The organism is Roseomonas sp. CAU 1739 (genome assembly GCF_039839775.1).
In the GTDB taxonomy this organism is placed as follows: Bacteria; Pseudomonadota; Alphaproteobacteria; order Acetobacterales; family Acetobacteraceae; genus Neoroseomonas.
Window position 1 is genome coordinate 65,611 of record NZ_JBDOQQ010000003.1, and the last position, 18,155, is coordinate 83,765.

The 18,155-nt window shown below is 69.6% G+C and carries 15 protein-coding genes; 12 read left to right on the forward strand and 3 right to left on the reverse strand.

From position 1 onward, the window contains the following. The first annotated feature begins 15 nt into the window (after positions 1 to 15). From AAFN86_RS06545 to AAFN86_RS06575, 7 genes are all read left to right on the forward strand, one after another. Positions 16 to 1,173 carry a serine hydrolase gene (locus tag AAFN86_RS06545; protein WP_347542461.1) on the forward strand — a complete coding sequence of 386 codons (1,158 nt, stop codon included), beginning with the start codon at positions 16 to 18 and terminating at the stop codon, positions 1,171 to 1,173. A gap of 101 nt (positions 1,174 to 1,274) precedes the next feature. Further along, positions 1,275 to 1,919: a DUF47 family protein gene (locus AAFN86_RS06550; protein WP_347542462.1), complete on the forward strand. Its 645-nt coding sequence runs from the start codon at positions 1,275 to 1,277 to the stop codon at positions 1,917 to 1,919. A 7-nt stretch (positions 1,920 to 1,926) separates the two neighbouring features. Further along, positions 1,927 to 2,931, forward strand: coding sequence for an inorganic phosphate transporter (locus AAFN86_RS06555; protein WP_347542463.1), 1,005 nt, complete (start codon positions 1,927 to 1,929; stop codon positions 2,929 to 2,931). 106 nt (positions 2,932 to 3,037) lie between these two features. After that, a complete protein-coding gene (locus AAFN86_RS06560; RefSeq protein ID WP_347542464.1) occupies positions 3,038 to 3,658 on the forward strand; it encodes a Hint domain-containing protein in 621 nt (206 codons plus the stop codon). Positions 3,659 to 3,704: 46 nt separating this feature from the next. Further along, positions 3,705 to 4,877, forward strand: a complete 1,173-nt coding sequence (locus AAFN86_RS06565; RefSeq protein ID WP_347542465.1) for an acetyl-CoA acetyltransferase — start codon at positions 3,705 to 3,707, stop codon at positions 4,875 to 4,877. Between the two features lie 159 nt (positions 4,878 to 5,036). Then, positions 5,037 to 6,146 (forward strand): Hint domain-containing protein, encoded by a 1,110-nt coding sequence (locus tag AAFN86_RS06570; RefSeq protein WP_347542467.1) that lies wholly within the window; start codon positions 5,037 to 5,039, stop codon positions 6,144 to 6,146. A gap of 179 nt (positions 6,147 to 6,325) precedes the next feature. Beyond that, entirely contained in the window at positions 6,326 to 8,038 is a 1,713-nt protein-coding gene (locus AAFN86_RS06575; RefSeq protein WP_347542468.1) for a bifunctional diguanylate cyclase/phosphodiesterase, read from the forward strand. Between the two features lie 175 nt (positions 8,039 to 8,213). Here the strand turns inward: AAFN86_RS06575 and AAFN86_RS06580 are convergent, their stop codons facing one another. The 3 genes from AAFN86_RS06580 to AAFN86_RS06590 all read right to left on the reverse strand — a co-directional run bounded on the left by AAFN86_RS06580 (position 8,214) and on the right by AAFN86_RS06590 (position 10,572). Next, positions 8,214 to 8,864 (reverse strand): HD domain-containing phosphohydrolase, encoded by a 651-nt coding sequence (locus AAFN86_RS06580; RefSeq protein ID WP_347542469.1) that lies wholly within the window; start codon positions 8,862 to 8,864, stop codon positions 8,214 to 8,216. Between the two features lie 129 nt (positions 8,865 to 8,993). Next, a complete protein-coding gene (gene ispD, locus AAFN86_RS06585) occupies positions 8,994 to 10,145 on the reverse strand; it encodes a 2-C-methyl-D-erythritol 4-phosphate cytidylyltransferase (RefSeq protein ID WP_347542471.1) in 1,152 nt (383 codons plus the stop codon). A 37-nt stretch (positions 10,146 to 10,182) separates the two neighbouring features. After that, positions 10,183 to 10,572, reverse strand: coding sequence for a DoxX family protein (locus AAFN86_RS06590; RefSeq protein WP_347542472.1), 390 nt, complete (start codon positions 10,570 to 10,572; stop codon positions 10,183 to 10,185). 143 nt (positions 10,573 to 10,715) lie between these two features. On the opposite strand from AAFN86_RS06590, the gene dusB reads away from it, so the two are divergent. Genes dusB through AAFN86_RS06615 form a run of 5 tightly spaced genes read left to right on the forward strand, consistent with a single transcriptional unit; the run spans position 10,716 to position 18,154 of the window. Then, complete coding sequence (dusB, locus tag AAFN86_RS06595) at positions 10,716 to 11,777, forward strand: tRNA dihydrouridine synthase DusB (protein WP_347542473.1); 1,062 nt, start codon at positions 10,716 to 10,718, stop codon at positions 11,775 to 11,777. Next, a complete protein-coding gene (locus AAFN86_RS06600; protein ID WP_347542474.1) occupies positions 11,774 to 12,910 on the forward strand; it encodes an ATP-binding protein in 1,137 nt (378 codons plus the stop codon). The genes dusB and AAFN86_RS06600 overlap by 4 nt, the downstream gene beginning before the upstream one ends. Continuing rightward, entirely contained in the window at positions 12,907 to 14,349 is a 1,443-nt protein-coding gene (gene ntrC, locus AAFN86_RS06605) for a nitrogen regulation protein NR(I) (protein ID WP_347542475.1), read from the forward strand. Before AAFN86_RS06600 ends, ntrC begins: the two co-directional genes overlap by 4 nt. 18 nt (positions 14,350 to 14,367) lie before the next feature. After that, on the forward strand, positions 14,368 to 16,746 hold the full coding sequence (locus tag AAFN86_RS06610; protein WP_347542476.1) for a PAS domain-containing sensor histidine kinase: 2,379 nt from the start codon (positions 14,368 to 14,370) through the stop codon (positions 16,744 to 16,746). Further along, positions 16,736 to 18,154, forward strand: coding sequence for a sigma-54 dependent transcriptional regulator (locus AAFN86_RS06615; protein ID WP_347542477.1), 1,419 nt, complete (start codon positions 16,736 to 16,738; stop codon positions 18,152 to 18,154). The genes AAFN86_RS06610 and AAFN86_RS06615 overlap by 11 nt, the downstream gene beginning before the upstream one ends. The last annotated feature ends 1 nt before the right edge of the window (position 18,155 follow it).

Here is an 18,155-nt window from a genome sequence, read left to right on the forward strand (position 1 = left end):
CCAGGACATGCAGCCGTGACAAGCCATCTCGCCGAGCCCGCCCGGCACCTCCCGGCCGGGGAGGATTTCCTGCTGCTGCCACCCACCCAGCAGCCTGTCGCCTATGCCAATGTCGATGCCATCTTCGCGACCCGAGCGATCCTTCGCGGCGACCGGCCCCGCACCCTGCCGCGCGGCCCTGAGATCGTCCCGATCTACCGCATCGGCGGGCGCGATCACGGCCTCGCCGACTATCTCAACCGCACCCAGGTCGCCGGGCTTCTGGTGCTGCGGGACGGCGCCATCCGTCTCGAACGCTACGCGCTCGGCCTGACGGAAACGACCCGCTGGACCACCATGTCGACGGTGAAGTCGCTGACCGCCACGCTGGTCGGCGTGGCGCTGGCGGAAGGGCGGATCGGCAGCATGGATGAAACGGTCTCTGCGCATCTCCCGGCGCTGCGCGGCTCGGCCTATGATGCCGTCACCATCCGGCACCTGCTGACCATGTCCTCGGGCGTGCGCTGGTCGGAGGACTACACGGACCGCGCCTCCGAGGTGAACCGCTACAGCAAGTCGCTCGGCGACAAGGTGCCGGGTGGGGTCCTGGCGCTGATGCGCTCCTTGCCGGCCGAGGCATCACCGGGCAGTCGCTTCGCCTATTGCACCGGCGATACCTACGTCCTCGGCTGCCTGGTCAGCGCGGCGATGCGCGAGGACCTGGCCACGACCATGTCGCGCGCCATCTGGGGGCCGGCGGGGATGGAGTTCGACGCCTTCTACACGCTGGAATCCGATGGCGGGCAGGAGATCGGCGGCAGCCGGGCCGGCGTCGCGCTCCGCGATCTCGGTCGCTTCGGCCAGTTCATCTTGGAGGACGGCGTCGCCGGCGGCCGCCGAATCCTGCCCGAAGGCTGGGTGGCCGAGGCGGGGAGGCGGCATTTCGCCCTCGATCCGGCCGGCAACAGCTATGGTGCCGATGGCTATGGCTACAGTTGGTGGATCGATCCGGCGGGCGCGATGGTCGCGGTCGGATTCGCCGGGCAGAGCATCTTCATCGACCGCGCGACGCAAACGGTGATCGTCACGCTGTCCTGCTGGCCGCAGCCGCCCTTCACTGCGGCCCATGGCATCGATTTCGGCGCCGAACGCCGCGCCTTCCAGGCCGGCGTGCTGGCCGCGCTGGTGCGATGACCCCTTGGCGAGCGGCTTGATGCAGATCTAGCCGCCGCAGGCCGGACGAGACTAAACGCTGAGGCAGATCCGGCTGCCGCCGCCCACAAGGACCCGCGCCCATGTTCCATCTGTTCCGTCGGATGATGCCGCGGGAGGAGAACTTCTTCGAGATGTTCGCCCGCCACGCCGACACGATCCTGCTCGGCGCCGGTGAACTGCGGGCGATGCTGGATGGCGGGGATGCCGTGGCGAAGCACTACCCCGCCGTGCTGCGCGCCGAGGACGACGCCGACGCCATCACGCGGGAGGTGGTCCAGGCCGTTCGCCACACCTTCGTCACCCCCTTCGACCGCGGCGACATCCAGGCGCTGATCGGGCGCATGGACGACACGCTCGACCAGATGAAGAAGGCGTCGAAGTCGATCGTGCTGTTCGGCATGACCGAATTCGCGGAGGACCTGCGTCGCATGGGCGACGCTATCCTGCGTTGCGCGGCCCTGCTGCGCGAAGCGGTGCCCCTGATGTCGCGCATCAGCACCAATGCCGCACGCATCAATGAGCTATGCGAGCAGATCCGCCAGGTCGAGGGCGAGGTCGACGACATCCACGATTCCGGGATGACCACGCTGTTCCGCGATGCCCGCGACGGCGACGCGCTGCGCTTCATCGCCATGCGGGAGGTCTATGACCAGCTCGAGAAGATCGTGGACCGCTTCGACGATGCGGCGAACGAGATCGAGAGCATCGTGGTCGAGCACGTCTGATCCGCCGATGGATGCGAGCCTCGCCCTGCCGCTGCTGATCGGGCTGATCGCCGTCGCGCTGGCCTTCGATTTCCTGAATGGGCTGCACGACGCGGCCAATTCCATCGCCACCATCGTGTCCACCCGCGTGCTGCGGCCGCACTACGCGGTGGCCTGGGCGGCCTTCTTCAACTTCATCGCCTTCCTGTTCTTCGGCCTGCATGTGGCGCAGACCATCGGCACGGGCATCGTCTCGGCACGCATCGTCGATCCGCAAGTGATCTTCGGCGCGCTGTCCGGCGCCATCGCCTGGAATGTCATCACTTGGTGGAAGGGCATCCCGTCCTCCTCCTCCCATGCGCTGGTCGGCGGCATCCTGGGTGCGGGCATCGCCAAGGCGGGGGTCGGTGCCATCGTCTGGACCGGCCTTGGCATGACGCTGTTCGCCATCGTGCTGTCGCCGGCACTCGGCATGGTGCTCGCGATGGTGCTGATGGTGATGGTGTCCTGGGTCTTCTCCCGCACCACGCCGTTCAAGGTGGATACCACCTTCCGCTCGCTGCAATTCGTCTCCGCCTCGCTCTATTCACTCGGCCATGGCGGCAACGACGCGCAGAAGACGATGGGGATCATCGCCGTGCTGCTGTTCTCCCAGGGCATGCTGGGGGAAAGTTTCCACGTGCCGCTGTGGGTGGTGCTGTCCTGCCAGGCGGCGATGGCGCTCGGCACGCTGTTCGGCGGCTGGCGCATCGTCCACACCATGGGCTCGAAGATCACCCGCCTGACGCCGATGCAGGGCTTCTGCGCGGAGACCGGCGGCGCGATCACCCTGTTCGCCGCGACCGGGCTCGGCGTGCCGGTCTCGACCACGCACACCATCACCGGCGCGATCGTGGGCGTGGGTGCGATCCGGCGGACCTCCGCGGTGCGGTGGGGCGTGGCGAGCGGCATCATCGTCGCCTGGGTGCTGACGATACCGGCTTCGGCGCTGATCGCGGCGCTGACCTACGTCCTGGCCGGCGTGTTCGGGTAGCGCGGCTGGGAATGCGCCGACCGGCGGCGGCCGGTGCATGGTGGTTGACCCCCGGCCGGACCCGCCCGACCCTTGCCGCACCCGGCCGATCGAACAAGGAACGCGCGTGACCGACATATCGCCTGACTGCGGCCTGCCGATCGGGACGCCCGTGCTGACGCCCACCGGCCATGTTCCCGTCGAGACACTGCGGCCCGGCGCGCTGGTCCTCGCCATCTCCGGCACCTCGGCGCCATTCCAGGCTCTGATGGCGGTGCGGCGGGTCCGCTGGTCGGGGCCAATGGTGCGGCTGAAGGCAGAGGCACTGGACGATGGCGCGCCGCAGGAGGACCTGCTGCTGCCGCCCCACCATGCATTGCTGATCGACGGATCGCTGATCAGCGCCGGTGCGCTCGTCGATGGTCATGGCGTGCTGGAGGAGCCAGCCACCGGGCCGGTCGACCTCGTCCAGATCACGCTCGCTGCGCATGATGCGGTGCTGGCCGCGGGGTTGGCTGTCGAAACGGCCCGGCCAGACCCCGAGGCGCCGGACTGCCTGCCGCGCAGGGCACCCCAGGCGGCGCTGCGCGCCATGCTCGCCTGGCGGGCCGAACGGCTGGGCTGGGCAATCCCGGCCGTCATCGAGCCCGAACCCGACGTCGGCTCGCTGCGCGACCGGCTCGCGGCCTCTCCGCTCGCTGCTGCCCTGCCGCTTGTACCGCCACTTGGCGGCGCCGATTCCGTCTGACCCGAAAAGCGCGGTAGACTGCCCGCACTGACCAGGAGGAACAGCGATGACCGAAGCCTGCATCATCGGCTGGGCGCACAGCCCCTTCGGCAAGCTCGAGGACGCGCCGGACCTCGAGACGCTGATCGCCCGCGTCGCCCGCGCCGCCATCGAGGATGCCGGCATCGGCCCGGAGGATGTCGATGCCGGCTTCGTCGGCGTCTTCGGCGAAGGCTTCACGCCGCAGGGCTTCCCGTCCTCGCTGGTCCTGCAATCGGTGCCGGAACTGCGCTTCAAGCCGATCACGCGCTTCGAGAATGCCTGCGCGACCGGGTCTGCCGCGATCCATGGCGCGCGGGACTTCATTGCCGCCGGGCGCGGGCGTATCGCCCTGGTGGTGGGGGCGGAAAAGATGACCTCCACCCCCGGCCCCAAGGTTGGCGACATCCTGCTGACGGCCTCCTATCGCAAGACGGAGCAGGACATCGAAGGCGGCTTCGCCGGCGTCTTCGGGCGCATCGCCGAGGCGTATTTCCAGCGCCATGGCGACCAGTCCGATGCGCTCGCCGCCATCGCTGCGAAGAACCACAAGAATGGCGTGGACAATCCCTGGGCGCAGATGCGCAAGGATCTCGGCTACGCCTTCTGCCGTGCCGAGAGCGACAAGAATCCCTATGTCGCGCGGCCGCTCAAGCGCACCGATTGCTCGCTGGTCAGCGATGGCGCGGCGGCGTTGGTCTTGGCCGATGCGGAGACGGCCCGCGCCATGGCCAAGGCCGTGCGCTTCCGCGCCGCGGTGCAGGTCAACGACTTCCTGCCGATCGCCGCGCGCGACATCACCCGCTTCGAGGGCGCGCGGGAGGCCTGGGCGCGCGCCTATGCCCAGGCCGGGGTGGGCGTAGCTGATCTGTCCTTCGTCGAGACGCATGACTGCTTCACCATCGCCGAATTGATCGAATACGAGGCGATGGGCCTGGCGCCGGAAGGGCAGGGCGGCCGCGCCGCGCTGGAAGGCTGGACGGCGGCGACCGGCCGCCTGCCGGTGAATCGGTCCGGCGGGTTGAAGGCCAAGGGCCACCCGATCGGTGCAACCGGGGTGTCGATGCATGTGCTTGCGGCAATGCAACTGACCGGCACCGCCGGGGCGCTGCAACTGCCCAAGGCCGATCTCGGTGGCGTGTTCAACATGGGCGGCGCGGCAGTCGCGAACTACGTGTCCGTTCTGGAACGGGTTGGCTGACCCGCGCGCGTCGCCCCTGGCTGGAGGGGCGGGATCAGGGTGCTGCTGCACGCGCCATCGTGAATGGCGCGTGAAACTTTATGGCGAATATTGCGGTGCAGTTAATCGCGCGATAGTTGATTCAGGAGGCTCATCCCCGCCCGACTCAAGGAATCCGCGATGTCTGGAACCTGGTACGCCCCCGACGGCACGCCTCGCGACCCGAATGAGCCGACCACGGGCGCCGATTCCTACGTCGGCACCGATATCCAGGACTATTGGCTGAACGAGAGCGCCGAGACGATCAACCAGGTCGTCGGCGGCGACGGCAACGACACGATGGATGGCCAGGGCGGGGATGATTTCCTCGTCGGCAATGATGGCGACGACCTGCTTTTCGGCGGTGAGGGCAACGACGCGCTAACCGGCGGGGCCGGCGACGACACGCTGTATGGCGGCAATGGCGACGACATCCTCAACGGCATCCCGGGCAATGACAGCGCCTTTGGCGGCGATGGCAGCGACACGGTGGAACTGGCCGGTGGCTCGGCAGGCCATCGCTGGGAATGGGTCGACAGCGCGGGCGGCTGGAACGTCATCGACACGGACCCTTCCGATGGCGACGACGGCCAGGACTTCATCGCCGGCGACATCGAGTGGGTCACCTATGGCGACACCGGGGAGACGCTGCAGACGCCCTGCTATGCCGCCGGCACGCGCATCCTGACCGATCGCGGCGAAGTGCCGGTCGAGGCGCTGCGCGCCGGCGATTTGGTCGTGACCCTTGGCCTCGGCGGGACCTGGCTGCGGCCGATACGCTGGATCGGCCGCCGCCGGATCGACACGCGCCGCCACCCGCGGCCGGACGCGGTGCGCCCCGTGCGGGTGTGTGCCGGGGCGCTCGGTGCCGGCGTGCCCTGGCGTGACCTCGTCGTCTCGCCCGACCACGCTCTGTATATCGACGGCGTGCTGGTGCCGGCCGCAGCCTTGCTCGATGGTGTGGCGATCCGGCAGGAAACGCCGGCCGCGGGGCGTGTCGAGTATCTTCACGTCGAACTCGACCGCCATGACGTCATCGTCGCCGACGGCGCGCCGGCGGAATCCTGGCTCGACTGCGGCAACCGCAACCAGTTTGGCAATGCCGGCCTGGTGGTCACGCTGCATCCGGACTTCGCCGCTGCGCCGACCGAGGCAGCCTGCGCGCCACGCGTCATCGACGGGCCGCGGGTCGACCGCATCCGCCTCGCATTGGCCGCCCACGCGGGCGCGGCGATGCGACGCCAGGCGTGACCTTCGCTGGCAGGCGCGTCGCGGCGGCGCCATGATGCGGATCCCGCGGCGCGCCGCCGCGGGACCAGGGCTGTCTCCACACATTCTTTACCAGTCCCCGCTACTTGAGGGGACCATGGGGCCGCATCCGCGCCGCACGGTGCGGTGCTGCTCCCCCCGGTGAAGACAGGCGGGTCAGCATGGACGGGATGGCGGATGCGGAGGTCGGCCGGGCGCAGGGCACGGCCCCGCACGGGGCGAGCGTCGGCGCGACGGAAGGCCTGCTGAGCTTCGATCCCGATTTGCATGTCGGCCTGGTCACCGGTCGGGCGATCGCGCTCCTCGGTCTGTCGCGCACCGGGCGCCAGGCGCGCGGCCTGCATGAACTGCTCGAAGCCAGCCCGCGGCTGGACCGCGACGCCGTCGCCGCGCTGCTGGCGGCCTGCCTGGGCGCCACCCTGCCCGGTGGTGCCGAGGTCGAGGATCTGCGCTTGCCCGGCGCGCCGGGGCTGCGCTTCTCCATCCGCCGCGCGTCGAGCGGGTCCTGGATGATGGCGATGGCGGCGGAGACGCTGCTCGCCAACGGCGTCGCCGGCCTCGATCCGCTGACCGGCCTCGCCGACCGCGCGATGTTCGTCGCGCGGCTGGCCGCCGCGCTCGACCGGCCACCACGCAGGCGATCGGGTGGCGCGGTGCTGCTGTGCGACATCGAAGGCATCCGCGCCGTCAACCAGGTGCTCGGCCACGCCATCGGGGAAGACCTGCTGCGCGCCGCCGCGCGCCGCCTGCAGGCCGCGGTGCGCGATGCCGATTTGGTCGCCCGCCTCGCCGGTGAGGAATTCGCGGTTCTGCAAAGCGAGGTGGACGACCCCGAGCGGGCCGCGGCGCTGGGCGGGCGATTGGTCGAATTGCTCGGCAAGCCGTACCTGATCGCCGGTGAAATCGTCGTCGTGACCCCGCGGGTCGGTATCGCCGTCGCACCGGCGGATGGCGACAGCGCGGCCGAATTGCTGCGCCGCGCCGCCATGGCCCGAAACGAGACCGCCACCGAGGGCGCCGGCGGCTTCCGCCGCTTCAGCCCCGAGATGGATCGCCGCTGGCAGGAGCAGCGTGCCCTCGAGGCGGCCTTGCGCCAGGCGGTGGCGGACAACGCCTTCGAACTGCATTTCCAGCCCCAGGTCGCCCTGCCGGACGAACGACTGACCGGCTTCGAGGCGCTGATCCGTTGGCGTCATCCGGAGCGCGGGCTGCTGGCGCCGGCGGTGTTCTTGCCGGTCGCCGAACGGCTCGGGCTGATGCGCCGGATCGGCACCTGGGTGCTGCATGAAGCCTGCCGCCTTGCCGCTGCCTGGCCGGACCCGCTGACGGTGGCGGTGAACATCGCGCCCGCGCAACTTGAGCATGGCAGCCTGCCGGAGGACGTCGCCGCGGCACTGTCGGCCGCCGGCCTGCCGGCCGCGCGGCTCGAATTGGAGGTTACCGAAAGCGTTCTGCTCGCCACCGCCGATGCCGCGCTGCGCCAGTTGCTGGAACTGCGCGACGCCGGCGTGCGATTCGCGATGGATGATTTCGGCACGGGCCATTCCTCGCTGACCCAGCTGCGGCTGTTTCCGTTCGACCGGCTGAAGATCGACCGATCCTTCGTTCAGGATCTGCCGGCCGGCGGCGATGCGGCGGCGATCGTGCGCGCCGTGGCCGGGCTGGGGCGCAGCCTCGGCATCGCCGTCACGGCGGAAGGCGTGGAGACCGCTGAGCAATTGGAAAGGCTGCGTGCCGAAGGATGCGATGCGGCCCAGGGCTATCTGTTCGGCCGCCCCGAGCCGCCCTCGCGCATCCCGGCGATGATCGCCGCCGTCGCCGCACGGGGGGCCGCCACCCGGGATGCCAGCCTCGAGGCTGCGGTCGGCGCATGATCGCGCCGCCAGGGCCGCAGGTCGTCGGGCCTGCCAGCCACGCGCCAATCGAGCCGGTCAATCGCGGGCCCGGAGCCGATCCCGACCGGGTGGCATCGCGGGACCGGGCCATGATGTCCCCGAAAACAATGGGGGTGGAGATGGTGCCGTGAGCCGGGGCGAACGGGTTCTACCGCTAACGTTCCACGGCTGCGATCTCGGCTTCCCGGCGGCGCAGCGCGTCGAGCACGGCCGGATCGAATTGCGCCGGGCCGATCCGTCCATCGCCTTCCAGCAGACGCGCCATGGCCTGCCCGTGGTCCTGGGCATCCTTGTAGGGGCGGTCCGAGCGCAGCGCGTCGTAGACATCGGCCACCGCGACCAGCCGGGCGGCGAGCGGGATATCCTCGCCGGCCAGGCCGACCGGGTATCCGCTGCCATCCCAGCGTTCGTGGTGCATGAGGGCGATGACGGCGGCCAGTTGCATCCATGGCGCCCGCACATGCGCCAGGATACCGGCGCCGAGCACGGTGTGCCGTTCCATCTGCCGCCGCGCCTCGGGGTCCAGCACGTGCCGGTGGCCCAGCACGCCCTCCGGCAAGGACATCTTGCCGATGTCGTGCAGCGCCGCGGCTCGCGCGAGGAGTTCCTGCAGGTCGGGCGGCAATCCAACGGCATCGGCAAGTATGGCGGCGATCTGCCCGACCCGCTTCGGATGGTCGGGACCCTCCGGATCGGCAAGTGAGGCGCGGGCGAACAGCCCCTCCAGCGCGGCGTCATGCGCTTCGCCGATCGGCGGCAGGCGCGCGGCAATGCCGCCCGGCGCCGCGAGGGTCGGAGGGACCAAGCCCCATTGGGGCAGGGGTGAGATCAGCCGCTCCATATCCGCCGCCCATAGACGCCGAAACGGCGCCTCGCCAGGATAAAGCTTCCTTGCGTCTCGGAACAGAGCAATCATCAAAAAATTAATACAATCTTACGATCGGGGTGGCAGCAGCACCACGGCCGCGGCCTGGGCCGCGATGCCCTCGCCGCGGCCGGCGAAACCCAGCCGCTCGGTCGTGGTCGCCTTGACGGAAATGTCGCCGACCGGAGCGCCCAGCAGCTCGGCCAGCCGGACGCGCATCGCCTCGGCATGGGGCGCGATCTTCGGCCGCTCGCAGATCAGCGTGACATCGGCATTGGCGAGGACCCCGCCGCGCGCGGCGATCCGCCCGGCGGCGTGGCGCAGGAAGCGTGCGCTGTCGGCATCCTTCCATTGCGCCTCGGACGGTGGGAACCAGCGGCCGATGTCGCCCTCGGCCAGCGCGCCATAGATCGCGTCGCACAGCGCATGGATGCCGACATCGGCATCCGAATGCCCCGACAGGCCGACCGGTGAGGGGAGCTGGAGGCCGCACAGCACGAGCGGCCGCCCCGGCACCAGCCGGTGCACGTCGAATCCGGTTCCCATGCGCGGGATGAGGCGGGCGGCGAGATGGGCTTCCACGCGGGCGAGGTCCTCCGGCCAGGTGATCTTGATGTTGGCCTCCCCGCCAGCGACCAGGGCGACCGGCAGGCGGGCGGCTTCCAGCAGGGCGGCATCGTCGGTAGCGCTGCCATCGCCTGCCTGGTGCGCGGCGCGCAGCGTATCGAAGTCGAAGGCCTGCGGCGTTTGCGCGCGGAACAGCCCGTCGCGCGGCACGGTGGCGGCAATCCGGCCGCCTGCGCCACGCTTGAGCGTATCGGTGACAGGCTGGGCGGGGATGGCGCCGGGCGCGCCATCCAGGGCGGCACGAAGGGCGGCAATGGTGCCGGCGGGGATGACGGGGCGCGCCGCGTCATGCACCAGCACGAAGCGTGGCGGGTCGGCCGACAGTGCCGCCAGGCCCGCCTGCACGCTGGCGGCACGGGTCGTGCCGCCCTGGACCGGCGGCAGGCTGGGCAGGCCTTCGAGCATGCCAGCAACCCGCGCTTCCTCGCCGGCGGCGACGACGGGCAGGATGCGGCGTACCAGGCCATCGCGCAGCAGGGCCTCGGCCGCATGGCGCAGCACGGGGCGCCCGAGCAGGGTCAGGAACTGCTTCGGCACCGCCGCGCCGAACCGCGTGCCGGCGCCGGCGGCCATCAGCAGGGCATCCATGGTCATCGGCGCCTCCCGCCCCGCGAAGGGGGCGGGGCATAGACTATGTCCGTCGGTTGTCCAAGGCGAAGGCGCCGCCACCGGCAAAGACGAGATACAGGAACAGGAAGCAGTACAGGATGGCGGCATCGCCGCCGTTCAGCACCGGGAAGATGCTGCGCGGCGCGTGGGAGATCCAGTAGGCGCTGGCCATGAAACCGGACAGCACGAGGGCGGTGGGTCGCACGAACAACCCGATGGCGAGCAGCGCACCGCCGATGATCTCCAGGAGGCCGGCCACCCCGTACATGGAAAGCAACGCCGGCCCGCCGGCACCACCCGCTCGGTCGGGAAAACCCAGCAACTTCTGGGTGCCGTGTTCGAAGAAGATGACGGCCGCGACGATGCGCAGCAGGCCAAGGGCGTAGGGCGCCCAGCGATCGAGGGATGGCATGTGGAACTTCCGGCTTTGTTATGCGCCGCAACATGATTATTCACTCGCGCTCCTGCAAACGACGGATGCGTGTGCGCGGTTGCGCGGCAGGCTACGCAGGCACTGTTGCCGAAGAGGCGCGCAACCCCTACGTTGCACAAATCATGAGCAACCATTGCGCGAGCAGCCTGACGCCGATCCGTCTCGGGGGCGCCACCATCGACACGCCGGTCATCCTCGCCCCCATGTCCGGGGTGACGGACCTGCCGTTTCGTCGCCTGGCCCGTGCGCTGGGCGCGCCGATGGTGGTCAGCGAGATGATCGCTTCCCAGGCCATGATCCGGACCAATCGCCAGACACTGAAGATGGCCGAGGTGGATGGCTTCGGCGGCCCGGCTTCCGTCCAGTTGGCGGGATGCGATCCCGAGGCGATGGCCGAGGCGGCACGGCTGGTGGTCGATCGCGGCGCCGCGGTGGTCGACATCAATTTCGGCTGCCCGGTGAAGAAGGTCGCGGTCGGGCAATCGGCCGGCTCCGCGCTGATGCGCGACGAGATCGCCGCCGCGCGCATCCTGGAGGCCACGGTGAAGGCCGTATCCGTGCCGGTGACGCTGAAGATGCGCATGGGCTGGGACCACAACAGCCTGAACGCGCCGACGCTCGCGCGCATCGCGCAGGAAGCGGGCATCCGGATGGTCACCGTTCATGGCCGCACCCGGCAGATGTTCTACACGGGCACGGCCGATTGGGACTTCATCCGCAGCGTGAAGGATGCCGTCTCCATCCCGGTCATCGCCAATGGCGACATCGTTACCGTCGAGCAGGCGGTCGAGGCGCTGCGCCGGTCCGGCGCCGATGGCGTGATGATCGGCCGCGGCTGCTATGGCCGGCCGTGGTTCCCCGCCGTGGTCGCTGCGCGGCTGCGCGGGGAGGACGCGGCGGAGCCGGCGCTGGTGGAGCAGAAGCGCATCCTGCTGCAGCATTACGCCGACATGCTGGACCATCACGGCAGCAGCCCGGGCGTGCGGCTCGCACGCAAGCATGTCGCCTGGTATTCCAAGGGCCTGCCGGGTTCGGCCGAGTTCCGCGTGCAGGTGAATCGCTGCGAGACGCCCGAGGCCGTCACCGATCTGGTGCACGCCTTCTACGACCCGCTCATCGAACGTGGCGTGGAGGCCGTGCGCGACGACTTCCGCGAAGCGGGCGAGGAGCGGATCGCAGCATGAAGTCCAGCCTGCTGCGCCGCGCGGTGCGCCCGATCGGCTGGAAGGGGCGCGCCGCACCCGAGGCCTCGGCGATCCTGGGTGCGATGCCGGTCCCGGTGGTGGTGCTCGACGCCGAAAATCGCTTCGTCAGCGCCAATGCCTCTGCCGAGCAGTTCTTCCAGGTCTCCGCCGCCTCGCTGGCGCAGATGCGCCTGTCGGACCTGTTGCCGGAGGATGGGCGGATCTTCGCGTTGATCACCCAGGTGCGGCAATCCGATGCGCAGGTCTCCGACCACGACCTGCTGCTGGAAAGCCCGCGCCTGGCGCGCCGCGGTGTCACCGTGCACGCCGCTCCGCTGCCGGAGATGCCCGGCGCCGTTCTGCTCACGCTCGAGGACGGATCGACGGCGCAGATGCTCGATCGCCAGTTGAACTTCCGGGGTGCTGCGCGCGGTGCCTCGGCCATGGCGGCGATGCTGGCGCATGAGGTGAAGAACCCGCTGTCGGGCATCCGCGGCGCCGCCCAGTTGCTGGAGCAGAATGCCGGGGAGGCCGACCGTGAGCTCTGCCAGCTGATCCAGGACGAGGCCGACCGTATCCGCGGGCTGGTCGATCGCTTCGACATGTTCTCCGACCGCCCGACCGAACTGGCCCCGGTGAACATCCATCGGGTGCTGGACCACGTCCGGCGCATCGCGCTGACCGGCTTTGCCTCTCATCTGCGCGTCACCGAGGATTATGACCCCTCGCTGCCGCCGGTCTGGGGCAATCGCGATCTGCTTGTTCAGATTCTGCTCAATCTGGTCAAGAACGCGGCAGAAGCGGTGGATCCGGTGCACGGCGAAATCGCCCTGTCCACCGCTTACCAGCATGGCGTGCGCATCGCCGTGCCCGGCTCAACCGACCGCGTTCACCTGCCATTGCAGGTGAGCGTCCGCGACAATGGCCCCGGAATCGCAGACGAAGTGCGCGGCACGCTTTTTGAACCCTTCGTTTCCACGAAGCGGGGGGGACAAGGGCTTGGCCTCGCGCTCGCGGCGAAACTCGTGGCGGACCAGGGCGGGCTGATCGAATGCGATAGCCGACCCGGCCGCACGGTGTTCCGTCTTTCCATGCCTGCGCCCCCGCCGGGAAGCCTCGGGACTGCTCAATGACCGAACCGCGAACCATCCTGATTGCCGATGACGATCGCGCGATCCGCACCGTGCTCAGCCAGGCGCTCGCGCGCTCGGGCTATCAGGTGCGTGCAACCTCCTCCGCTGCCACGCTCTGGCGTTGGGTGGAGGATGGGGAAGGCGACCTTGTCATCACCGACGTGGTGATGCCCGACGAGAACGGGCTGGACCTGGTGCCGCGCATCAAGCGCATCCGCCCGGAACTGCGCGTGGTGGTGATGTCGGCGCAATCGACCTTTGCCACGGCGATGAAGGCGACCCAGCGCGGTGCCTTCGAATACCTGCCCAAGCCCTTCGACCTGAAGGAATTGCTCTCGGTGGTCGAGCGGGCGCTCGCCGCCCCGGCCGAACCTGCCGCCCATGACGACCACGACCAGGGCGAGAAACTGCCGCTGGTCGGCCGGTCCGCGGCGATGCAGGAGATCTACCGCACCGTCGCTCGCCTCACGACCACCGACCTGACGGTGATGATCACGGGCGAAAGCGGCACCGGCAAGGAATTGGTCGCCCGCGCGCTGCACGACTACGGCAAGCGGCGGTCCGGCCCCTTTGTCGCGATCAACATGGCGGCGATCCCGCGCGAATTGATCGAGGCCGAACTGTTCGGCCATGAGCGCGGCGCCTTCACCGGCGCGCTGAACCGCGGCATCGGCCGCTTCGAACAGGCCGCCGGCGGCACGCTGTTCCTCGACGAGATCGGCGACATGCCGCCCGAGGCGCAGACGCGGTTGCTGCGCGTCCTGCAGGAAGGCGAATTCACGACGGTGGGCGGACGCCAGCCGATCAAGGCCAATGTCCGCATCGTCGCCGCGACGCATCGCGACCTGCGGCAGCTGATCCGCCAGGGCATGTTCCGCGAGGACCTGTTCTACCGCCTCAATGTCGTGCCGATCCGCCTGCCGCCGCTGCGCGAACGCATCGAGGACATCCCGCTGCTGGCGCGCCACTTCCTCGACCGGGCGCGGGCGTCGGGCCTGCCGGGCAAGCAGTTGTCGCCGGAGGCGCTCGACGGGCTCAAGGCGCATGCCTGGCCGGGCAATGCGCGCGAGCTCGAGAATTTGATGCGCCGCCTGGCCGCGCTGTACCCGCAGGAGGTCATCGGTGGCGACGCCGTCGCGGCCGAGCTGGCCGAGGCCGTTCAGCCCACCGGCCCGGACGGGCAATCGCAGCCGGCGACGCTGGAACAGGCGGTCGAACGCCACCTGCAGACCTTCATGTCCGCCCACAAGGACGGCATGCCGGTGCGCGACCTGTATGAACGCGTGCTGGCCGAGGTCGAACGGCCTCTGTTGCGACTCGCCCTTGGTGCTACAAGGGGCAACCAGATCAAGGCGGCGGCCATGCTCGGGCTCAATCGCAACACGCTGCGCAAGAAGATCCGCGAGCTCGAGCTGCCCGTGGTGCGCGGCCTGTCCTGACCATGCGTGGGCCCTGACATGCTGGGCCTGTTCCGGCGCCGTGGCGGCACGCGGCCGGCCACGCGCACGCAACCTGTGGCCGACGACGCCACGGCCGAGGCCGGCGGCCGGTCCTGGGCTGGGCGTGCGGCGACGGCGCTGCAGGGTGGCGGCGTCACCATTGGCCTAGCGGTCGTCGCCCTGATGCTGGGCCTCACCACCTTCATGGTGCTGTCCGGCGGCACGCCGCTGGGCCCGACCGGGCCTGGCGAGGTGGTCGGCATCATCCTCGCCAACCTCTCGGTGCTGCTGCTGCTGGCGGCCTCGCTCGCGGTGCGGCTCGTGCGCATGTGGGTGGAGCGGCGGCGCGGTTCGGCCGGGTCGCGGTTGCATGTGCGGCTGGTGCTGCTGTTCGGCGTGGTCGCGGTGGTACCGGCGATCTTCGTCGCGGGCTTCTCCGCGGTGTTCTTCAACCTCGGCATTCAGTCCTGGTTCTCCGACCGGGTCCGCAACACGCTCGAAGCCTCCCTCGTGGCCTCGCGCGCCTATCTCGAGGAACACCGCAACACCATCCGCGCGGACATCCTCGCCATCGCCAATGACCTGAACCGCGCCGGGCCGCAATTGCTGCCGGATAACGGGCTGGCCTTCGCGCGGCTGCTCGCCACCCACACCGCCATCCGCGGCCTGACCGAATCGCTGGTGGTGGAACCGACGCTGGGCCAGGTGATCGCCTCGGCGGGGCTGACCACCGGCGCGGTGGTGGATGCGCCGCCGTCCTGGGCGATCGAGCAGGCCCGCAACGGCGAGGTGGTGGTATTCCCCGGCGAGGGCGGGGAAGGTCGCGTGCGGGCGCTGGTGGCGCTCAACATCCCGCCATCGCTGAACGTGCCGCCAGGCCTGATGCTTATGATCAGCCGGCCGGTCGATCCCGGCGTGCTGGAACACATGCGCACGACGGAACTGGCCTTCCAGGAATACGATCGGCTGGACCGCAACCAGGGTGACCTGCAGATCACCTTCTTCCTGATCTTCGGCATCGCGACGCTGCTGGTGCTGCTGGCCGCCGTGCTGCTGGGGCTGCTGATCGCCAACCGGATCGCCGGGCCGATCTCCCGCCTGATCACCGCGGCGGAACGGGTGCGGGCGGGCGACCTGTCGACCCGCGTGCAGGAAGGCAATGCGGATGACGAGGTCGCCAGCCTGTCGCGCGCCTTCAACCGCATGACCAGCCAGCTCGGTGCCCAGCGCGGTGAATTGATGGAAGCTTATCGCCAGATCGACGAGCGGCGGCGCTTCACGGAAACGGTGCTGTCGGGCGTGTCGGCTGGCGTGATTGGCCTGGATGCCGAAGGGCGGGTGAACCTGCCGAACCGGTCCGCTTCGGCGCTGCTGGGTGTCGACCTCGATGCCGCGATCGGCCTGCCGCTGGCCGGCGTCGCACCCGAATTCGCCGCGCTGATCGACGCGGTGCGCGCCCAGCCCGACCGGCCGCAGACCGCCGAGATCCGGTCTGGCGCGCCGGCCGCGGATAATCGCCCCGGCGCGCCTGCGGCGCGACGCACGCTGATCGCGCGGCTGGGCGCGGAAATCCAGGGCGGGCGCGTCGAGGGCTTCGTGCTGACCTTTGACGACGTGACGGAACTCGTCTCCGCCCAGCGCAAGGCGGCCTGGGCGGATGTCGCCCGGCGCATCGCCCATGAGATCAAGAACCCGCTGACGCCGATCCAGCTGAGCGCCGAGCGGCTGAAGCGGCGCTACCTGAAGCAGATCACCGACGATCCCGACACCTTCCGCCAATGCACCGACACCATCGTCCGGCAGGTCGGCGATATCGGGCGCATGGTCGATGAATTTTCAGCCTTCGCGCGCATGCCCCAGCCGGTCATCAAGCCCGAGGACGCCAATCGCCTGCTGCGCGAGGCGCTGGTGCTGCAGCGCGATGCGCATCCCGAGATCACCTATGTCACCGACTATGCCGATCCTGCGCCCGTGATCGCCTGCGACCGCCGGCTGATCGGGCAGGCGCTGACCAACCTGCTGCAGAACGCCGCCGATGCCGTCGCCATGCGGGCGGAGGAGGGGGCCGGCCATATCGGCGCCCGTGTCGAATCGACCGCCGCCGAGGTTAGTTTCATCGTCGAGGATGACGGAGTCGGGTTGCCGCAGGAGGAGGACCGCGACCGCCTGACCGAGCCCTATGTCACGCACAAGACCAAGGGAACCGGCCTTGGCCTTGCCATCGTGAAGAAGATCATGGAGGACCATGGCGGCAGGCTGGCCCTGGAGGATCGCGAAGACGGCCCTGGTGCGCGCGTCGCCCTGATCCTGCCGATCAGGGCCACGGCAGCCGGGCCGGACTCGGGTCCTGATTCGACCCGAGCCGCCGAGGGAGCGAAGGTTGCGCATGGCGCATGAGATCCTGATCGTCGATGACGAGCCCGACATCCGGACCCTGATCGAGGGGATCCTGTCGGATGAGGGCTATGAGACGCGCCAGGCCCACAATTCCGACACGGCGATCGCCGCCTTCCGGCAGCGGCGGCCTTCGCTCGTCATCCTCGATATCTGGCTGCAGAATTCGCGCCTCGACGGGCTTGGTATCCTCGAAGCCCTGCATGTCGAGGAACCGCAGGTTCCCGTAGTCATGATCTCCGGCCATGGCACCATCGAGACAGCGGTGCAGGCGATCCAGCAGGGCGCCTACGACTTCATCGAAAAGCCGTTCAAGTCGGACCGCCTACTGCTGATCGTATCCCGTGCGCTGGAAGCCGCCAGGTTGCGACGCGAGAACAGCGAGCTGCGCCTGCGCGCCGGGCCGGAGACCGACCTGGTGGGCGGTTCCGGGCCGCTCAGCCAGTTGCGCGGTGCGATCGAGAAGGTGGCCCCCACCGGGTCGCGCGTGCTGATCACCGGCCCGGCGGGCGCGGGCAAGGAAGTGGCCGCGCGGATGATCCATGCGCGGTCCAAGCGTGCCGACGGCCCCTTCCTGGTGCTGAATTGCGCCACGCTGAACCCGGCGCGCTTCGAGGAGGAATTGTTCGGCGTCGAGGCCGGCACCGATGCCGCGGCCCAGCCGCGCCGCGCGGGCGTGCTGGAACGCGCCCATGGCGGCACGCTGCTGCTCGACGAAGTCGCCGACATGCCGCTCGAGACCCAGGGCAAGATCGTCCGCGCCCTGCAGGAACAGGGTTTCGAGCGCATCGGCGGCGGCACGCGGGTGAAGGTGGATGTGCGCGTGCTGTCCACCACCAATCGCGACCTGGCCGCCGAGATCGCGGCCGGGCGCTTCCGCGAGGACCTGTTCTACCGCCTGGCCGTGGTGCCGCTGCGCCTGCCGTCCCTGCGCGAGCGGCGCGAGGATGTGCCGCTGCTCGCCCGCCACTTCATGGCGCGGTCTACCGAGACCACCGGCATGCCCTCACGCGAGTTGAGCGAGGACGCGCTCGCCGCCATGCAGGCCTATGACTGGCCGGGCAATGTGCGGGAACTGCGCAACCTGATCGACTGGCTGTTGATCATGGCGCCGGGCGACGCGAAGGAAGCGATCCGCCCGGACATGCTGCCGCCGCAGGTGGGGGCCGCCGCGCCGGCGGTGCTGAAGCTCGATCGGTCATCCGAGATCATGACGCTGCCGCTGCGCGAGGCGCGCGAATTGTTCGAGCGCCAGTATCTGGAAGCGCAGTTGCTGCGCTTCGGCGGCAACATCAGCCGTACCGCGAATTTCGTCGGCATGGAACGCAGTGCCCTGCACCGCAAGCTGAAGTTCCTCGGCGTGCAGGCCGAGGACCGCGCCAATCCGTCCGGCACTGTCGGCAACGCCTGAA

What these genes read in the sequence shown, in the direction of transcription:
- AAFN86_RS06550 (WP_347542462.1), top strand. Translation starts at nt 1,275, where the DNA reads ATGTTCCATCTGTTCCGTCGGATGATGCCGCGGGAGGAGAACTTCTTC.
- AAFN86_RS06570 (WP_347542467.1), top strand. Translation starts at nt 5,037, where the DNA reads ATGTCTGGAACCTGGTACGCCCCCGACGGCACGCCTCGCGACCCGAAT.
- dusB (WP_347542473.1), top strand. Translation starts at nt 10,716, where the DNA reads ATGAGCAACCATTGCGCGAGCAGCCTGACGCCGATCCGTCTCGGGGGC.
- AAFN86_RS06610 (WP_347542476.1), top strand. Translation starts at nt 14,368, where the DNA reads ATGCTGGGCCTGTTCCGGCGCCGTGGCGGCACGCGGCCGGCCACGCGC.
- ntrC (WP_347542475.1), top strand. Translation starts at nt 12,907, where the DNA reads ATGACCGAACCGCGAACCATCCTGATTGCCGATGACGATCGCGCGATC.
- ispD (WP_347542471.1), bottom strand. Translation starts at nt 10,145, where the DNA reads ATGACCATGGATGCCCTGCTGATGGCCGCCGGCGCCGGCACGCGGTTC.
- AAFN86_RS06555 (WP_347542463.1), top strand. Translation starts at nt 1,927, where the DNA reads ATGGATGCGAGCCTCGCCCTGCCGCTGCTGATCGGGCTGATCGCCGTC.
- AAFN86_RS06590 (WP_347542472.1), bottom strand. Translation starts at nt 10,572, where the DNA reads ATGCCATCCCTCGATCGCTGGGCGCCCTACGCCCTTGGCCTGCTGCGC.
- AAFN86_RS06575 (WP_347542468.1), top strand. Translation starts at nt 6,326, where the DNA reads ATGGACGGGATGGCGGATGCGGAGGTCGGCCGGGCGCAGGGCACGGCC.
- AAFN86_RS06600 (WP_347542474.1), top strand. Translation starts at nt 11,774, where the DNA reads ATGAAGTCCAGCCTGCTGCGCCGCGCGGTGCGCCCGATCGGCTGGAAG.
- AAFN86_RS06615 (WP_347542477.1), top strand. Translation starts at nt 16,736, where the DNA reads ATGGCGCATGAGATCCTGATCGTCGATGACGAGCCCGACATCCGGACC.
- AAFN86_RS06565 (WP_347542465.1), top strand. Translation starts at nt 3,705, where the DNA reads ATGACCGAAGCCTGCATCATCGGCTGGGCGCACAGCCCCTTCGGCAAG.